The sequence below is a fragment of the Pseudomonas sp. ADAK2 genome (assembly GCF_012935755.1).
Taxonomy (GTDB): domain Bacteria; phylum Pseudomonadota; class Gammaproteobacteria; order Pseudomonadales; family Pseudomonadaceae; genus Aquipseudomonas.
Genome location: NZ_CP052862.1, coordinates 2,102,282 through 2,120,678, shown reverse-complemented (window position 1 = coordinate 2,120,678; position 18,397 = coordinate 2,102,282). Strand labels below are relative to the sequence as shown.

Sequence of the window (18,397 nt, the reverse complement as noted above, 5' to 3'; positions counted from 1 at the left end):
GGCATACGCGGGGCTGCGAACCAAAGCGTTCGGGCCGCCGGTACTGGAGAAAGAAAGCATGAGCAACTGGTTAGTAGACAAACTGATCCCTTCGATCATGCGTTCCGAGGTCAAGAAGAGCTCGGTGCCTGAAGGTCTGTGGCACAAATGCCCGTCTTGCGAGGCTGTGCTGTATCGTCCGGAGCTGGAAAAGACCCTGGACGTTTGCCCCAAGTGCAACCACCACATGCGTATTGGCGCTCGTGCGCGCATCGACATTTTCCTCGACGCCGAAGGCCGTGCCGAATTGGGCGCGGACCTGGAGCCGGTTGACCGTCTGAAATTCCGCGACGGCAAGAAGTACAAGGACCGCCTGACCGCCGCGCAAAAAGCGACCGGCGAAAAAGACGCCCTGATCTCCATGAGCGGCACCCTGCTGGGCATGCCGGTGGTGGTGTCGGCGTTCGAGTTCTCCTTCATGGGCGGCTCGATGGGCGCCATCGTTGGTGAGCGTTTTGTTCGCGCTGCCAACTACGCGCTGGAAAACAAATGCCCGATGATCTGCTTCGCCGCCTCCGGTGGCGCGCGGATGCAGGAAGCCCTGATTTCCCTGATGCAAATGGCCAAGACCTCCGCGGTCCTGGCGCGTCTGCGTGAAGAAGGCATTCCGTTCATCTCGGTCCTGACCGACCCGGTCTACGGCGGCGTTTCCGCCAGCCTGGCAATGCTGGGCGACGTGATTGTCGGCGAGCCGAAAGCCCTGATCGGCTTCGCCGGTCCGCGTGTGATCGAGCAAACCGTGCGTGAAAAACTGCCGGAAGGCTTCCAGCGCAGCGAGTTCCTGCTGGAACATGGCGCGATCGACATGATTATTCACCGTCAGGAGCTGCGTCCGCGCCTGGGCAACCTGCTGGCACAAATGATGGGCCTGCCGACGCCGAAGTTCGTCGCTGCGCCAATCGAGCCGATCGTGGTGCCACCGGTACCTGCCAACATATGACCGAGCGCACCCTTGGCGAATGGCTCGCCTACCTCGAGCAGTTGCACCCTTCGGCCATCGACATGGGCCTGGAGCGCTCGCAACAGGTAGCGTCCCGCATGGGACTGGGCAAGCCGGCGCCTCGGGTGATCACGGTCACCGGCACTAACGGCAAGGGTTCTACCTGTGCGTTCGTGGCTTCTTTGCTGCGGGCCCAGGGCCTGAACGTCGGTGTCTACAATTCTCCGCACCTGTTGCGTTACAACGAGCGGGTGCAGGTCAATGGCGTCGAAGCCACTGACGCCGAGCTGTGCGAAGCGTTTGCGGCGGTTGAGGCCGGTCGTGGCGAAACGTCGCTGACCTACTTCGAAATGGGCACCCTGGCGGCGTTCTGGCTGTTTCAACAGGCCAAGCTCGATGCGGTGGTGCTGGAAGTCGGCCTCGGCGGGCGTCTGGACACGGTCAACGTGGTCGATGCCGACATTGCGCTGGTCACCAGCATTGGCGTCGATCACGCCGATTACCTGGGCGATACCCGCGAATCCGTGGCCTTCGAGAAGGCCGGCATCTTCCGCCAGGGCGCACCTGCGCTCTGTGGCGATCTGAATCCTCCCCAACCCCTGCTGGACAAGGCGCGCGAGCTGGATTGCCCGTTTTTCTTGCGTGGGCGCGATTTCGACCTCGGCATTACCGAACAAAACTGGCAGTGGCGTGGCGTTGACGCTCAAGGGCGAGTGGTTGAGCTGCATGATCTGCCGTTGCTGGATCTGCCGATGGAAAACGCGGCGTTGGCTTTGCAGGCTTATTTGCTGCTCGATTTGCCGTGGGTCGATGCGCAGATTATTGAAGCGCTGAAAGCGACGCGGATTGTCGGGCGGCTGGATCGACGGCAGTTCGAGTGGCAGGGCAAGCGCCTGAATTTGTTGCTGGATGTGGGGCATAACCCCCATGCGGCCGAGTATCTGGCCCGGCGTCTGGCCAGTCGCCCACCGGTGGGCAAACGCCTGGCGGTGTTCGGTTTGCTGGCGGACAAGGATCTGGATGGTGTCGTTGGCGAATTGAATGCTAGTGTCCAGTCATGGGCTGTTGCGCCACTGGATTCGCCGCGGGCGCGGCCGGTTGCAGATTTGCACGCGGCCTTGCAGAACCTTGGCGCGTCGGTAACGTCCTATGGCAGTGTGGCGGCCGCCCTGGAAGGGCAGTGCGCACTGGCGACGAGCGACGACGAGATTCTGTTGTTCGGATCATTTTATTGTGTTGCCGAGGCCCTTGAATGGCTGGCCCGGCGCTCCACGGAGGAAGCGGCAAATGGCTTTGCTGGATAAGGCGTACAAACAGCGCATGGTCGGTGCCCTGGTACTGGTGGCGCTGGCGGTGATTTTCCTGCCGATGCTGTTTTCCCGTCAGGACGAACAGCGTCAGATCACGGTGCAGGCGCCGGCTGCGCCGCAAGCTCCTTCGATGCCGCAAGTGCAGGTCGAGCCGGTGGTGGTGCCTGAGCCGCAAACCTTGCCTCAGGAACCGGTGCCGAGCGACGACGAAATTGCCGATCAGCAGGCACCGACGATGCCGATTGCACCGGCTGCCCCTGTGGCCTCGACTCCGGCAGCTGCCCCCAAACCGGTGACGCCGCCTGCACCTGTCGCCAAACCGGCACCGGCCCAGCCGATTGCCGCCGCACCGGCGAAACCGGATACCACCCAAAGCCGCGTCGATGCCAATGGCCTGTCGGTCAGCTGGTCGGTGCAACTGGCCAGCCTGTCGAGCCGTGCCAGTGCCGAAAGCCTGCAAAAATCCCTGCGCAGTCAAGGCTATAACGCCTACATCCGTACCGCCGATGGCAAGAACCGGGTGTTTGTCGGGCCGCTGATCGAGCGCGCAGAAGCCGATCGCCTGCGTGACTTGTTGGGTCGCCAGCAGAACCTGAAAGGTTTTGTCGTACGTTTCCAGCCTGAGCGTGGCTAAAACTATCGCGCCGATTTGAAATGCACTGACAATCGCAGCTTACCGATAAGCATGGGCTCTGCTAAAATGCGCCGCCTTATCCGTCTGTAGGCTGCACTGTGCCATTTACCTGGGTTGACTGGGCGATCGTTGCAATCGTCGCCATCTCCGCATTGATCAGTCTGAGCCGCGGCTTCGTCAAAGAAGCATTATCGCTGGTGACCTGGATCATCGCAGGAGCTGTTGCCTGGATGTTCGGTGGTTCATTGTCCGAGTACCTCGCCGGATACATCGAAACGCCATCGGCTCGTGTGATCACGGGCTGCGCCATCATGTTTATCGCCACGTTAATCGTCGGCGCAATGATCAATTATCTTATCGGTGAGTTGGTTCGCGTTACCGGGTTGTCCGGGACCGATCGATTCCTCGGCATGGCCTTCGGCGCTGCGCGTGGCGTGTTGCTGGTGGTCGTGGCGGTCGGGCTGTTGAGCCTGGGGCCGGTACAGCAGGACAGCTGGTGGAAAGAATCACAGCTCGTGCCAAAATTTTTATTGGTCGCAGATTGGTCCAAAAACCTGATTCTCGGGTGGAGCAGTCAGTGGCTTGCCAGCGGTATCAGCGTACCCGCTGAATTACCGTTCAAGGAACACCTCTTGCCGACGGCCAAAACGCCTCAGTGAGTTGTGTTCAGTTCAGATCCATTAAGTAGGGGTTGCGTCGCATGTGTGGCATCGTCGGTATCGTCGGTAAGTCGAACGTCAATCAGGCGCTGTATGACGCGCTAACCGTGCTCCAGCACCGCGGCCAGGACGCTGCCGGTATCGTGACCAGCCATGACGGCCGGTTATTCCTGCGCAAGGACAATGGCCTGGTGCGTGACGTGTTCCATCAGCGTCACATGCAGCGCCTGGTCGGTCACATGGGCATTGGCCATGTGCGTTACCCGACCGCAGGCAGCTCGACTTCGGCCGAGGCTCAACCGTTTTACGTCAACTCGCCTTACGGCATCACCCTGGCGCACAACGGTAACCTGACTAACGTTGAACAATTGGCCAAGGAGATTTACGAATCTGACCTGCGCCACGTCAACACCAATTCCGATTCGGAAGTGCTGCTCAACGTGTTCGCACACGAGCTGGCCCAGCGCGGCAAGTTGCAGCCGACCGAAGAAGACGTCTTTGCCGCTGTAACTGACGTGCACAACCGTTGCGTCGGTGGTTACGCGGTCGTGGCGATGGTCACCGGCTACGGCATCGTCGGTTTCCGCGATCCGCACGGCATCCGCCCGATCGTCTTCGGTCAGCGTCATACCGACGAAGGCGTCGAGTACATGATCGCCTCCGAAAGCGTATCCCTGGACGTGCTCGGTTTTACCCTGATTCGCGACCTGGCACCGGGCGAAGCGGTCTACATCACTGAAGACGGCAAGCTGCACACCCGTCAGTGCGCGACCAACCCGTCCCTGACTCCGTGCATCTTCGAACACGTGTACCTGGCGCGTCCGGACTCGATCATCGACGGCGTGTCGGTCTACAAGGCCCGCCTGCGCATGGGTGAGAAGCTCGCCGACAAGATCCTGCGCGAGCGTCCAGAGCACGACATCGACGTGGTCATCCCGATCCCGGACACCAGCCGTACTGCGGCCCTGGAGCTGGCGAACCACTTGGGCGTCAAGTTCCGCGAAGGCTTCGTGAAGAACCGCTACATCGGCCGGACCTTCATCATGCCGGGCCAGGCTGCACGGAAAAAATCCGTACGCCAGAAGCTCAATGCCATCGAGCTGGAGTTCCGCGGCAAGAACGTGATGCTGGTGGATGACTCGATCGTTCGCGGCACCACGTGCAAGCAGATCATCCAGATGGCCCGTGAAGCTGGCGCGAAAAACGTCTACTTCTGCTCTGCGGCCCCGGCCGTTCGCTACCCGAACGTCTATGGCATCGACATGCCGAGCGCCCATGAGCTGATCGCGCACAACCGTTCAACCCAGGACGTGGCTGACCTGATCGGCGCCGACTGGCTGATCTATCAGGACTTGCCTGACTTGATCGAAGCGGTCGGTGGCGGCAAGATCAAGATCGAGAAGTTCGATTGCGCGGTGTTCGACGGCCAGTACGTGACCGGCGACGTCGACGAGGCGTACCTGAACAAGATCGAGCAGGCACGCAACGATGCCTCCAAGGTCAAGACCCAGGCAGTCAGTGCGATCATTGATCTGTATAACAACTGAGTAACTACCGGCCCTGAGGGGCCGGTTTTGTATCTACTAAAAGAGCAAGGCAAGGAGTGACAGCATGAGTCAGGATTGGGATGCCGGTCGGCTGGACAGCGACCTCGATGGCGTAGCGTTCGATACCCTGGCCGTACGCGCCGGTCAGCACCGTACGCCGGAAGGCGAACACGGTGATCCGATGTTCTTCACTTCCAGCTACGTATTCCGCACCGCTGCCGATGCGGCAGCGCGTTTTTCCGGTGAAGTGCCGGGTAACGTTTACTCGCGCTACACCAATCCGACCGTGCGTGCGTTCGAAGAGCGTATTGCCGCGCTGGAAAGCGCCGAGCAAGCGGTAGCCACCGCCACTGGCATGGCTGCGATCATGGCGGTGGTGATGAGCCTGTGCAGCGCTGGCGACCATGTGCTGGTGTCGCGAAGCGTGTTCGGCTCGACCATCAGTCTGTTCGAGAAGTACTTCAAGCGCTTCGGTGTCGAAGTCGATTACGTGCCGTTGGCCGACCTGTCCGGCTGGGACGCGGCGATCAAGGCCAACACCAAATTGCTGTTCGTCGAATCTCCGTCCAACCCGCTGGCCGAGTTGGTGGATATCGCCGAACTGTCGAACATCGCTCACGCCAAAGGCGCGATGCTGGTGGTCGATAACTGCTTCTGCACCCCGGCCTTGCAGCAGCCGTTGAAACTGGGCGCGGACATCGTTGTGCATTCGGCGACCAAGTTCATCGACGGCCAGGGCCGTTGCATGGGCGGCGTGGTAGCTGGTCGCAGCGAACAGATGAAAGAAATCGTCGGTTTCCTGCGTACCGCCGGGCCGACCCTCAGCCCGTTCAACGCCTGGATCTTCCTCAAGGGCCTCGAAACCCTGAACCTGCGGATGAAGGCGCATTGCGCCAACGCCCAGCAGCTGGCCGAGTGGCTGGAGCAGCAGGATGGTATCGAGAAAGTCCATTACGCTGGCCTCAAGAGCCATCCGCAGCATGAACTGGCCTTGCGTCAGCAGAAGGGCTTCGGTGCGGTCGTGAGTTTTGAAGTCAAGGGCGGCAAAGAGGGCGCGTGGCGCTTTATTGATGCGACCCGACTGATTTCCATCACCGCCAACCTCGGTGACACCAAGACCACCATCACCCACCCGAGCACCACCTCTCACGGCCGTTTGGCGCCGCAAGAACGTGAAGCGGCGGGGATCCGTGACAGCCTGATCCGCATTGCGGTCGGCCTGGAAGATGTGGCCGACCTGCAAGCCGATCTGGCGCGCGGGTTGGCGGCCTTGTGATCGAGTTGTCGACACCGAATACGGGCACCCATGGCCGCGTTGCGTTGGTCACCGGTGCCGCGCGTGGCATCGGCCTGGGCATCGCGGCCTGGCTGATCAGCGAAGGCTGGCAGGTGGTGCTGACGGATCTGGATCGCGTGCGCGGTTCGAAAGTGGCGAAGGTGCTGGGTGACAACGCCTGGTTCATCGCCATGGACGTGTCGAATGAAGGGCAAGTGGCACTGGGTGTCGCCGAGGTGCTGGGGCAGTTCGGGCGCCTGGATGCGCTGGTGTGCAATGCGGCGGTCGCCGATCCGCACAACATCACCCTGGAAAGCCTTGATCTGGCTTACTGGAACCGCGTGTTGGCGGTCAACCTCAGTGGGCCGATGTTGCTGGCCAAGCACTGTGCGCCGTACCTGCGCGCTCACAACGGTTCGATCGTCAACCTGGCCTCGACCCGCGCCGGGCAGTCGGAACCGGACACCGAGGCTTACGCGGCGAGCAAGGGCGGGCTGTTGGCCCTGACGCACGCGCTGGCGATCAGCCTGGGGCCGGAGATCCGCGTCAATGCGGTCAGCCCCGGCTGGATCGATGCCCGGGACCCGGCTGCACGGCGTGCCGAACCCCTGACCGATGCCGACCATGCCCAGCATCCGGCGGGCAGGGTAGGGACGGTCGAGGACGTGGCGGCGATGGTGGCGTGGCTGTTATCGCGCAATGCCGGTTTCGTCACGGGCCAGGAGTTCGTGGTCGATGGCGGCATGACCAAGAAGATGATTTACAGCGAGTAGTTCGAGCAAGGGGCCGTGACAGGCGAGGCTTACGGTTGAAGGCGTCTGTTGCTGGCGTTGCGTGGAATGACACGATTTTGTCTTTTTCAGAAAAACTTCAATCCTGCTATTGACTTAGGTTCGCTACCTGCGTAAATTTCGCGGCCTCGGAGATGCAAACCGGGTGATTAGCTCAGCTGGGAGAGCGTCTGCCTTACAAGCAGAATGTCGGCGGTTCGATCCCGTCATCACCCACCACTTCCGAGAGTCTTGCGAAAGCAAGATGGACGCTTTTAAAAGCCTCCACCGACGCGCAGCGGTAGTTCAGTCGGTTAGAATACCGGCCTGTCACGCCGGGGGTCGCGGGTTCGAGTCCCGTCCGCTGCGCCATATTTCCGAAGCAGGTTGTTACCTGGTTCGAGATTGAAAAGCCTCGAAGCTTTCAGTCAGACGAGTTACTTGAGCGAAAGCTCAAAGCGATACGCAGCGGTAGTTCAGTCGGTTAGAATACCGGCCTGTCACGCCGGGGGTCGCGGGTTCGAGTCCCGTCCGCTGCGCCATATCTGCCTCAAGGCCCACTGAACGCCTTGTAGCTACGAAGAAAAGCCGCTGGCTGACTTCGAGTCGATAGCAAAGACCCTGGTCGAAAGACCGGGGTTTTTTGTGTCTGCGATTTGGCTTTTCCCTCCTTTGCCCTGGTCCTCAGGGATTCGCATCCGCCGACCGAGCGCGGATTGGCAATAATCTCACTCCTGTTGATAATCCCTCTCAATCACGCGCAGCCCTGATTAACCGGTGCTTGCGCGTCGAAATCTCTCTCCGTCAGTCATTTATTCAAGTATTTACTGGGTGCAAACCGCACAAAGCGCTTTATTTGAAGTCCCATCACTAATTAGAATGAGTCGCATTTAAAATATTTCTTCGCGCAGGGTTCCTTTAGATGAGTGATGCAGCGATGCCGACGGGGCAAACCTTCCACGACCTGTACCGCGACCACCGGGGCTGGCTGGAAAGTTGGTTGAGACGACGCATGGGCAATGGCTGTGATGCGGCGGACCTCAGCCAGGATACGTTCGTGCGCCTGCTCGCCAGCTCCCAGCGTATTGCAGACCTGCAAGAACCCCGCGCCTACCTGGCCACAGTCGGCAAACGCCTGCTGACCAATTTCTACAAACGCCGCAGCCTCGAACAAGCCTACCTCAATGCCTTGGCGCTGCTGCCGGAGGACTGCGTCCCGTCCCCCGAGCAGCGCTGGATCCTCCTGGAAACCCTGCAAGCCCTGGACGAATTGCTCGATGGCTTGCCGAGACCGGTGCGACGGGCGTTTCTCTGGAGCCAGCTGGAAGGCTTGGGCTACTCGGAAATCGCTGAACGCCTGCAAGTCTCCGAACGCACGATCAAGCGCTACATGGCCCAGGCCTACGAGCATTGCCTGCTGGTGGAGCTGTGATCGGTTCGCCACCGACGGCCGAAGCCCGCCAGGTTGTGCGGGCCGCCGCGCAGTGGCTGGCACTGATGGAATCCGGCAGCGCCAATGAGCGGGATCGCGCCAACCTGCAGAGCTGGCGCGATAGCCATAGCAGTCACGAACAGGCCTGGCAGAAAGCCCAGTTGTTGCGCCAACGTTTTGCTGACCTGCCATCGGCATTGGCGATGGCCAGTCTGGATCGGCCGCAAGCCAGTCGGCGTACGGTGCTCAAGCGCGCCGTCGGTGCCGTGGCGCTGGTGCCGACCGCCTGGCTGATCAGTCGACAGTTGCCCTTGGATGTGTGGAGCGCCGACCTGCGCACCGCGACCGGGGAGGGCAAGAAAGTCCAACTGGCCGATGGCAGCTCATTGCAACTGAACACCGCGACCGCCGTCGATATCGATCTGAAGAACCGGCGCCTGAAACTCGTCGAGGGTGAAATTGCGCTGAACGTGCCTGGAGCCTCGCCGCTGACGATTCAGACAAACTTCGGGCAAGTGATCGTCAGCCAGAGCGCGGTGTGTGTGCGTCAGGGGCAAACGGGCTGCAAAGTCTCGGTGCTTAAAGGCACAGTGCAGTTGCAGCCGTTGCGCGGGCCGGTCTTTTCGTTACTGGGAGGCCAGCAAGTCAGCCTTCTGGCGGCGGGCGCCGGCAACGTGGAACCCTTCGATGTGCTCGCCCCAGGTTGGCGCGACGGTGTGCTGATGGCGCAAAACCAGCCGCTGGGGGATTTTTTGCGCGAACTCAGTACCTATCGCCCAGGCGTGCTGCGCTGGGAACCCGAACTGGAATCCCTGCGCGTCACCGGCAGTTTCCGTCTGGAAGACACCGATCGTATCCTCGCCTTGTTAGCGGCCAGCCTGCCGCTGGAGGTGCATTCGCGTACGCGTTATTGGGTAACGCTGCTGCCGCGCAAAAATATTGTTTAGGGCGTGTCCCCTTTTTTCGCGTCGCTTGTCATTCAAGGCAAGTGAAACGAAATCAGAGAGATTCTCAATGCCCGCAGTGATGCCTTGCAGTACGCGTCTGGCTCCATCCAGGCTGCGCCCGTTGTTGCACTTGAGTCTGTTGTTGAGCCTGAGTGCCTGTCCGTTGTTCATCACTGCCGGTTGGGCCGCAGATGCGTCCAAACGCAGCTACCAAGTGCCAGCAGGCAGCCTCAGCGCCGCGCTGACCCGTTTCGCCGGGCTGGCCGGGGTCAATCTGTCGGTGGACCCGGCACTGGTCAGCGGGCGTAACAGCCCGGGGCTTTCCGGCGACTTCGCGGTCGAGGAGGGCTTTGCCCGGTTGTTGCAGGGTTCCGGTCTGCAATTGCAGCCAGTGGGCGAACAGGCGTACATCCTGACGCCGGCGCCGGAAGGCGGCAGCCTGCAACTGGCGCCGACTTCGATTCTTGGCGCAACCGGTGGGTCGGACGGCGAGGTGTATGCCGGCGGCCAGGTCGCGCGCAAAGGCTCACAAGGCATGCTCGGCTCGAAAGACTTCATGGAAACGCCGTTCAGCATGACCACCTACACCGCCGAGGCGGTGAAAAACCAGCAGGCGCGCACCTTGGGCGACCTGGTGGCCAGCGATCCTTCGGTTCGTGCGACCAACCCGGCGGGTGGCCGTTATGAGCAATTCACCATTCGCGGGCTCAGCCTGTTCAACAGTGACGTTTCCTACAACGGCCTCTACGGCGTCCTGCCGACCTATACGATCGACATGGAGATGGCCGACCGCGTCGACATCATCAAAGGCCCGAGCCAGCTCATCAACGGTATCTCGCCGCGGGGCAGCGTCGGTGGCGGGATCAACGTGGTGCCCAAGCGCGCGACCGACAAACCGATCACCTCGTTCACCGGCAGCTACGCCTCCAATAATCAGCTCGGCGGCGCCGTGGATATCGGCCGGCGCTTTGGTGAAGACGACAAGTTCGGCATTCGTTTCAACGGCGTGAAGCAGTCCGGCGACACCGAATGGGATCACCAGAGTGTCGACCGCGACATGGCCGTACTGGGCCTGGATTTTCGCGGTGAACGCCTGCGACTCTCGACCGACGTCGGGCATACCGAGCGTGATACCGATGCGCCGCAGGAGCGTGTGATCGTCGGCGCCAACGCCCAGGTTCCCCACGCCAGCGAAGTACGCAGCAACTATGCGCAGCCCTGGAGCAAGGCGCGGACCAAGGACACCTTCGGCACAGTCAGCGGCGAATACGATGTCAGCGATTCGGTCATGCTGTATGGCGGCGTGGGGGCGCGCAAAAGTAATCATGACTTTCTCCGTCACGCCGTTTCCATCACCAACAACGCCGGCGATTTCAGCGTTCAGCCCCGTGATTTCACCCGTGACGAAAATGTCCGCACGGGTAATTTTGGCGTACGCAACTGGTTCCATACCGGTTCGGTGAGCCATGAAGTCAACCTGGCGGCCAGCTACTTCTACATGGACTTTGAAAATGGCGGCGCCCGTTATGCCTCCGCCCCCAGCAACCTCTACAACCCGGTGGAAACACCGACACCCAACAGACCTACGCGACAGGATTCGAAGGTCTACACCGAAAACCGCTCCACCGGCGTGGCGTTGTCCGACACCTTGGGCTTCTTCGATGACCGTGTGCTGCTGACCCTCGGCGCTCGCTGGCAGCGCGTAAAGGTTGACGACTGGACCGATAACGTCAAAGGCGACACCGCCTACGATGATGAAAAGGTATCGCCATCGGGCGGCATCCTGTTCAAGGCCACCGACAAGCTGTCGCTGTACGCCAACTACATGGAAGGCCTGAGCCAGGGCAAGATCGCACCGTCGACCTCGGTCAACGAAGACGAGATCTTCCCACCATTCGTCAGCCGTTCGGTAGAGGTCGGCGCCAAGTACGACGCGGGTCCATTCGCCGTGACCGCTGCGGTGTTCCGAATCAAGCAGCCGGCCTACGAGACCAATGCCACCACGCGGGTCTTCGGCCCGAACGGCAAGCGCGAAAACACCGGTGTGGAAGTGAGCATGTTCGGCGAGCCGCTCGACGGCTTCCGCCTGCTCGGCGGCGTCATGTACATCGACAGCGAGTTGAAGAAGACCACTGACGGCCTGTTCGACGGCAACCGCGCGCCGGCAACGCCGAAATACAACGTCAACCTGGGCGCCGAATATGATGTGCGCAGCGTACAGGGCCTGACCCTGACCAGCCGCGCCATTTATTCCAGCTCGCAGTACCTGGACCAGTCCAACGTCAAGGAAATCGACGCCTGGACGCGGATGGACGTCGGCGCTCGCTACGCCTTCAAGGTCGACGACAAGAACATCACCCTGCGCGGCAATATCGAGAACGTGGCGAACAAGCGCTACTGGAGTTCCGCCGGGGCTTCGGATGACAGCGAGCCTGGCTTGACGCTGTCGACCCCACGAACCTATCTGCTGTCGGCGACTGTCGACTTCTAAATCGATGCAACCGTGCGCTGCGCCACAAGGAAGGGCGCCGTCGGTTGTTTCATCCGTTTATTCCTGCAGAGGAAATATCCATGTCCCACCTGACTTGATGATCTATCGCGATACTTTGCTATAAGTGAGTGCCTGTTCGTAGGTAATAACAAAGTTGTCAGTTTTATAACAATAACATGGCCGGATAATGGCACTGATGAACGCTTGAACAAGTTTCCATAACTTGTGGTTTTGTGTGCGTGAACGGTTTTAATAACCGATTATCGAGTTATGTAAATATTCCCAAAAAGTGCAAGCAAACGGTTGCGTCATTTTGTAAATGGGAATAGTTTTCATATCGAAACTTATCGAGGATAAACCGATGTTGAATGATGGCGTATTGCACTCTAATCCATTGCAAAAAACCAATGCCGACTATCTGGCTCGACAAAGCAAGTTCGAATCCAATGTACGCAGTTATCCACGCAAGTTACCACTGGCAATTGCCAAGGCCCACGGTGTGTGGGTCACCGACGTCGAAGGCAATAGTTACCTCGACTGCCTCGCCGGCGCTGGCACGTTAGCCCTGGGGCACAATCACCCGGCCATCATGGCCAGCCTCGACAGTTTCCTCGCCTCGGGCTTGCCGATGCACACGCTGGACCTGACCACTGTGGTCAAGGACGCCTTCAGCGAAACCCTGCTCAGCCTGTTGCCGAACCAGGGCCGCGATTACTGCCTGCAATTCTGCGGGCCGTCCGGGGCGGATGCGGTGGAGGCGGCGCTGAAACTGGCCAAGACCTACACCGGGCGCAACAACATCATCAGTTTCTCCGGGGCCTACCATGGCATGACCCACGGCGCCCTGGCCCTGACCGGCAATACCGCGCCGAAAAATGCCATCGCCAGCCTGATGCCCGGGGTGCAGTTCATGCCGTTCCCCCACGAATACCGTTGCCCGCTGGGGATTGGCGGCGAGGCTGGGGTCGAGGCGCTGACCCACTATTTCACCCAGTTCATTGAAGACGTAGAAAGCGGCGTGTCACTGCCGGCAGCGGTCATTCTTGAGGCCGTGCAAGGCGAGGGCGGTGTCAACTGCGCCCCGGCGAGCTGGCTGCGGGCGATCCGCGAGGTGACGCGCAAGCACGGCATTCTGCTGATCCTCGACGAAGTGCAGACCGGTTTCGGTCGCACCGGCAAGATGTTTGCCTTCGAACACGCTGAAATCGAACCCGACCTGATTGTCATGTCCAAAGCCGTCGGTGGCGGTTTGCCCATGGCGGTGCTGGGTATCCGTCGCGAATTCGACGCCTGGGAGCCCGGCAACCACGCCGGCACTTTCCGCGGCAATCAAATGGCCATGGCTGCCGGGCTCGCAACATTGCAGGTGCTGCAACAGCAGAATCTTGCCGCCCAGGCCGAACGCCGTGGCCAGTGGCTCAAGGACCGACTGGTGGAGTTGCAGGCGCATTACCCGGCCCTTGGCCAAGTGCGCGGTCGCGGCCTGATGCTGGGCATCGAGATCGTCGACGAGCGCCAGCCGGCAGACCGCCACGGGCATTTCCCGATGGACCCGGCACTGGCCGTGGCCATCCAGCAACACTGCTTTAAACAAGGTCTGCTGCTGGAACGCGGCGGGCGCAAGGGTAATGTCATCCGCTTGTTGCCGCCATTGATTATCGACGATGAACAATGCCAGCAAGTGATCCAGCGTTTTGATAACGCCATGGCCGCTGCTTTATTGCAGTTGCGTCCCTGAGTGTTTAATCGAAGTGTTTAGCACGTCGCCAAGTTGCAGTTTGATGACGCTGGCGCCCATCACTTTGATCATCATCTGATTGTTTAAAAGGTTCAGTGAAGTGAAGTCGTTACGTGGAGTTTCGTCGGCCGTAGAAACGGTCGATCAACAACTAATTTTTTCGCCATATAACGTGTCCAGTGGCCTCGCGGGCTACGGTGGAGCACCCATGAATCATCCCAATCGCAGTGTTTTACCGAATATGGTCAGTGAGCTGGCGACAACGTGCGCGTTGCTTAATTGTTTAATTAAAGAGTTCGCCTTGCCGGAAAACTGCCTCAGTTACAGTTGGCCGACCCAGATGCAAGGCATCGCCCCGGGCAGTTACCTCGAAGGCCTGGAATGGAAGGGCATTCCCCTGACCATCAACCTGCCCAACCAGCAGCAGTTCTTTGTGATGGTGGACCGTCGTGATGGGCTCGGCAGTCACCGTTACCTGTCGGACGTCTACGCCCGGCGCGGTGAAGGCGACTGGTCGAGCCTGCGGTTTGCCGAGTTCGTCGAGCAGTTGCTCGCCGCGTGTGAACATATGACCCGCGCCAGCAACGATGAGTTGCTGGATCAGGTGTTGCAGAGCCAGTTACTGACCGCCGCTATCGTCGGCCACAACACGCCGATGGACGCCGACCCGCTCAGCGGGTACCTGGCCAGCGAGCAGGGCTTGTGGTTTGGCCATCCGAACCACCCGGCGCCCAAGGCGCGGCTGTGGCCGGCGCATCTGGCCCAGGAAACCTACGCCCCGGAATTCCAGGCGCGCACCGCGATGCATTTGTTCGAGGTACCGCTGGAAGGGTTGAACGTCGGTGCCAATGGCTTGAGCAAAGCCCAGGTGCTCGCCGGTTTTGCCGATCAGTCCCAGGCCCGGCCGGGGCACGCGGTGATCTGCATGCACCCGGTGCAGGCGCAACTGTTTATGCAAGACGGTCGGGTGCAACGTCTGTTGAAAGACAAAGATATCGTCGACCTGGGCGCCACGGGGCTGATGGCCAATCCCACGGCGTCGATCCGCACCTGGTACATCGAAGGTCACCCGTTTTTTATCAAGGGCTCGTTGAACGTGCGCATTACCAATTGCGTCAGGAAAAACGCCTGGTACGAGTTGGAAAGCGCGCTAATGATCGACCGCATTTTCCGCAACCTGCAACTGACCCAGCCCGAGACCCTCGGCGGGTTGTCGGTGGTGGCCGAACCGGGCCTGTTGAGCTGGGCACCGCACAGCGCCAACGAAGCCGACAGCCACTGGTTCCGCGAACAAACCGGCGCAATCCTGCGCGAGAACTTCTGCCTCGACACCGGCACCGACTGCAGCATCATGGCCGGTACGCTGTTCGCCCGAGGCCTGCATTTGCGGCCGTTGGTCCACGAATTCCTGACCCGCTTCAATGGCAACGACATCGACGATCAACAACTGTTGAGCTGGTTCGATGACTATCAGGCGCTGCTGCTGCGGCCGGTGCTGGCGCTGTTCTTCAACCATGGCATCGTCATGGAACCGCACCTGCAAAACAGCGTGTTGGTGCACGACAACGGTCGCCCACAACGCTTGCTGCTGCGGGACTTCGAAGGGGTGAAACTGACTGAGGAACTGGGGGCGTCGAAGATTGATTCCGACGTTCATCCACGGGTCCGCGAGTCGCTGCTGTATTCGCGCCAGCAGGGCTGGAACCGCATCGTCTATTGCCTGTTCGTCAACAACTTGTCCGAGGCCGTGCTGGCCCTGAGCTGGGAGCGTCCGCACCTGGCGCCGCTGATGTGGCAACGGGTGGAACAGCAGTTGATCAGCATCCGCGCCGAACTGACCCGCGCGGCACCGGAGCTGGATGCGCTGATCGCCGGTCAGCCGATTGCCTGTAAGACCAATCTCAAAGTGCGTCTGGCGGCCAAGGCTGATCGCCAGGCTGGCTACGTCACATTGGTGTCCCCATGGGGCAAGGAGGCTACGCATGGATAAGCTGCCCGCGACGGTATTGGCCGCCATCGACGAAGCCCGCACGCAACAGGAAGATCCGCTGGCGCTGTTCATCTACGACCTGGACGCGCTGAAGCAACACGTGACCCGGGTGATGGCCGCGCTGCCCAAAGGCGTCGAGCTGTACTACGCGATCAAGGCCAACAGCGAACCGCAGATCCTCGCCACCGTCGCGCCGTTGGTGCACGGGCTTGAGATTTCCTCGGGCGGCGAGATCGATCGCGTCCAGGCCTGCCCGACAGCCAAGCCCTTCATCTTCTCCGGCCCCGGCAAACTGGATTCCGACCTGCGCTCGGCGCTGCAGCATCAGGTCGAAGCGATCCATATCGAAAGCCTGAATGAAATCGTCCGCCTGCAACGGCTGGCGCTGGAAGCGGGGCGGGTGCAGGACGTGTTGCTGCGGATCAACCCGGAACTGCCGTCGCCGCTGTCGAGCAAATTGGCGATGGCCGGCACTGCTACGCCATTCGGCATTGATGAGTCAGAACTGGCCCAAGCGGTGAGCTGGGTGGATAACGCCAGTCATCTGCGACTCAAGGGTTTCCACGTGCACGCGATGTCCCATCAGTCGCTGGTGGAACGCCACGAACAACTGCTCGATCTGTACCTGGAACGCTGGCCGCAATGGAAGGCGTTGTCGGCCAGTCCGGCGACGATCACCCACCTCAACGTCGGCGGCGGCATCGGCGTGAACTACCTCGGCCCGCAGCAGTTCGATTGGCAACGTTTGTGCGCGCACCTGGGTGAGTCCCTGGCGGCGTGTGTCGATGCGCCGATCGTGCGTTTCGAGCCCGGCCGTTTCATCAGTGCCTATTGCGGCTACTACGCCATCGAAGTGCTGGACAGCAAAACCAGTCATGGCAAACACTTCCTGGTCTGTCGTGGCGGCACTCACCACTTCCGTTTGCCGGTGGCCCAGGGGCACGATCACCCGGTTATTCATCTGCCTCGGCACCCCATAAAGACGGGCGCCGTGGCGCAGAAATGGACCGTGGTCGGACAACTCTGCACGCCCAAGGATGTGCTGAGCCGCGATTGCCCGCTGACTGGTGTCGAGGTCGGCGACATGCTGGTGCTGCCGCTCGCCGGCGCCTATGGCTACAACATCTCCCACGCCGATTTCCTCTGCCATCCGCGACCGCCGCAGCTGTTTGCAGGAGGCGCCTCTTGGGTTTGACGGTGGCCGCTCCGCGCTGGCTGGTGGTGGTCAATGTGCTGTTGGGCACGTTGACCGTCAGCCTCAACAACAGCTCGCTCAACCCGGCGTTGCCGGCGTTCATGACCGCTTTCGACATCGGCCCGGTGCTGGCGACGTGGATCGTCGCGGCGTTCATGGTGAGCATGGGCATGACCATGCCGCTCACCAGTTTTCTCAGCCAGCGGGTAGGGCGCAAGCGCCTGTACCTGTGGGGTGTGGCGTTGTTTGTCTGCGGTTCGCTGATGGGCGCTTTTGCCAACTCCATCGCGTTGGTGATTACCGCTCGCGTGGTGCAAGGGATTGCCAGCGGACTGATGATTCCGTTGTCGCTGGCGATCATTTTTTCGGTGTACGCCAAAGGCGAGCGCGGCCGGGTCACCGGTTTGTGGGGCGCGGCGGTGATGCTGGCGCCGGCGCTGGGGCCGTTATGCGGGAGCCTGATGCTGGAGTGGTTCAGTTGGCGTTCGTTGTTCCTGATGAATGTGCCGATCGGCCTCGTCGCGCTGATCCTCGGTGTGGCGGTGCTGCCGGCGTCGGAAGCGTCCGAGCGTAAACCGTTCGACCTGGCGGGTTACCTGCTGATTGCGGCAGGCATTGGTTTGCTGATGATCGCGGTCGGTCGTCTGCGCCACGCTGATGCCCTGACGGATCCGCTCAACCTCGGCATGTTGCTGGCGGCCATCGTCTGTCTGGTCGCTTTCGTGAAGCTGGAACTGAACCGCACTTCGCCGCTGCTCAACCTGCGCATCTTCGCCCTGCGTGGTTATCGCCTGAGCGTGATCATCGCCGTGGTGCAATCGGTCGGCATGTTCGAGTGCCTGGTGTTGTTGCCGCTGTTGGTACAAGTGGTGATGGGCTACAGCGCCATTTGGACCGGTCTGTCGCTGCTGTGCACGGCGGCGTTTGCCAGCCTGTTCGGCAACCTCGGCGGTCGCTGGCTCGACCGTCACGGGCCGCGAGGCGTGGTGCTCTGGGGGCTGCTGATGACCGGCGGCGCGACGCTGGGCCTGGGTATGCTCGGCGCCGGCTCCTCCATCGCCACGGTGTTTTTCCTGATGATGGTTCGCGGCGCCGGCCTCGGGCTGTCCTACATCCCGATCACCACCGCCGGGCTCAATGCCTTGCCCGAACCGATGGTCACGCAAGGCGCGGCGATGAACAACATTTCCCGGCGCCTCGTGTCGTCACTGGCCATCGTCATCGCCTCGCTGTGGCTCGAATTTCGCCTGGGGGACGGGCTTCATTCCGCCACCACGCCGGGAGCGATCAGCGAAGTGTTCATGGCCACCGGCCTCCTGGTTTTGCTGGCGCTGCCCTGCGCCTGGCGTTTTCCCGTACATGAACCCGACGAGCCGGCCGAGGCATTGCCCTCGGCCCTCGAACACCGTTAATTCTTTAATCGATAGGT

14 protein-coding genes and 3 tRNA genes are annotated in these 18,397 nt (G+C 60.8%); all 17 read left to right on the top strand.

Annotation, left to right across the window (positions count from 1 at the left end; translation table 11 throughout):
• Window positions 1-58: 58 nt before the first annotated feature.
• The 17 genes from accD (at window position 59) to HKK52_RS09750 (ending at window position 18,380) form a co-directional block, all read left to right on the top strand.
• Window positions 59-979, top strand: a complete 921-nt coding sequence (gene accD, locus HKK52_RS09830; protein ID WP_054052935.1) for an acetyl-CoA carboxylase, carboxyltransferase subunit beta — start codon at window positions 59-61, stop codon at window positions 977-979.
• Window positions 976-2,283, top strand: a complete 1,308-nt coding sequence (gene folC / locus HKK52_RS09825) for a bifunctional tetrahydrofolate synthase/dihydrofolate synthase (RefSeq protein WP_169370662.1) — start codon at window positions 976-978, stop codon at window positions 2,281-2,283. Before accD ends, folC begins: the two co-directional genes overlap by 4 nt.
• Window positions 2,267-2,923 carry an SPOR domain-containing protein gene (locus tag HKK52_RS09820; protein WP_169370661.1) on the top strand — a complete coding sequence of 219 codons (657 nt, stop codon included), beginning with the start codon at window positions 2,267-2,269 and terminating at the stop codon, window positions 2,921-2,923. Before folC ends, HKK52_RS09820 begins: the two co-directional genes overlap by 17 nt.
• Before the next feature lie 98 nt (window positions 2,924-3,021).
• Complete coding sequence (locus HKK52_RS09815) at window positions 3,022-3,582, top strand: CvpA family protein (RefSeq protein WP_149658888.1); 561 nt, start codon at window positions 3,022-3,024, stop codon at window positions 3,580-3,582.
• Between the two features lie 41 nt (window positions 3,583-3,623).
• Window positions 3,624-5,129: an amidophosphoribosyltransferase gene (purF, locus tag HKK52_RS09810; protein ID WP_123512535.1), complete on the top strand. Its 1,506-nt coding sequence runs from the start codon at window positions 3,624-3,626 to the stop codon at window positions 5,127-5,129.
• 64 nt (window positions 5,130-5,193) lie between these two features.
• Window positions 5,194-6,405 (top strand): O-succinylhomoserine sulfhydrylase, encoded by a 1,212-nt coding sequence (locus tag HKK52_RS09805; RefSeq protein ID WP_169370660.1) that lies wholly within the window; start codon window positions 5,194-5,196, stop codon window positions 6,403-6,405.
• Window positions 6,402-7,178 (top strand): SDR family oxidoreductase, encoded by a 777-nt coding sequence (locus HKK52_RS09800; protein WP_169370659.1) that lies wholly within the window; start codon window positions 6,402-6,404, stop codon window positions 7,176-7,178. The genes HKK52_RS09805 and HKK52_RS09800 overlap by 4 nt, the downstream gene beginning before the upstream one ends.
• A 161-nt stretch (window positions 7,179-7,339) precedes the next feature.
• A tRNA-Val gene (locus HKK52_RS09795) sits at window positions 7,340-7,415 on the top strand.
• A 55-nt stretch (window positions 7,416-7,470) separates the two neighbouring features.
• Window positions 7,471-7,547 (top strand) — tRNA-Asp (locus HKK52_RS09790).
• Between the two features lie 93 nt (window positions 7,548-7,640).
• Window positions 7,641-7,717: transfer RNA gene (locus HKK52_RS09785), tRNA-Asp, on the top strand.
• Between the two features lie 380 nt (window positions 7,718-8,097).
• Window positions 8,098-8,607 carry a sigma-70 family RNA polymerase sigma factor gene (locus HKK52_RS09780; protein ID WP_169370658.1) on the top strand — a complete coding sequence of 170 codons (510 nt, stop codon included), beginning with the start codon at window positions 8,098-8,100 and terminating at the stop codon, window positions 8,605-8,607.
• On the top strand, window positions 8,604-9,554 hold the full coding sequence (locus HKK52_RS09775; protein WP_169370657.1) for a FecR domain-containing protein: 951 nt from the start codon (window positions 8,604-8,606) through the stop codon (window positions 9,552-9,554). Before HKK52_RS09780 ends, HKK52_RS09775 begins: the two co-directional genes overlap by 4 nt.
• A gap of 67 nt (window positions 9,555-9,621) precedes the next feature.
• Window positions 9,622-12,045: a TonB-dependent receptor gene (locus tag HKK52_RS09770; protein WP_169370656.1), complete on the top strand. Its 2,424-nt coding sequence runs from the start codon at window positions 9,622-9,624 to the stop codon at window positions 12,043-12,045.
• Between the two features lie 361 nt (window positions 12,046-12,406).
• Window positions 12,407-13,783 (top strand): diaminobutyrate--2-oxoglutarate transaminase, encoded by a 1,377-nt coding sequence (locus HKK52_RS09765; RefSeq protein ID WP_169370655.1) that lies wholly within the window; start codon window positions 12,407-12,409, stop codon window positions 13,781-13,783.
• Between the two features lie 208 nt (window positions 13,784-13,991).
• Window positions 13,992-15,773 (top strand): IucA/IucC family protein, encoded by a 1,782-nt coding sequence (locus HKK52_RS09760; RefSeq protein ID WP_169370654.1) that lies wholly within the window; start codon window positions 13,992-13,994, stop codon window positions 15,771-15,773.
• Window positions 15,766-16,968 (top strand): type III PLP-dependent enzyme, encoded by a 1,203-nt coding sequence (locus tag HKK52_RS09755; RefSeq protein WP_169370653.1) that lies wholly within the window; start codon window positions 15,766-15,768, stop codon window positions 16,966-16,968. The genes HKK52_RS09760 and HKK52_RS09755 overlap by 8 nt, the downstream gene beginning before the upstream one ends.
• Window positions 16,965-18,380 (top strand): DHA2 family efflux MFS transporter permease subunit, encoded by a 1,416-nt coding sequence (locus HKK52_RS09750; RefSeq protein WP_169374221.1) that lies wholly within the window; start codon window positions 16,965-16,967, stop codon window positions 18,378-18,380. Before HKK52_RS09755 ends, HKK52_RS09750 begins: the two co-directional genes overlap by 4 nt.
• Window positions 18,381-18,397: the final 17 nt, after the last annotated feature.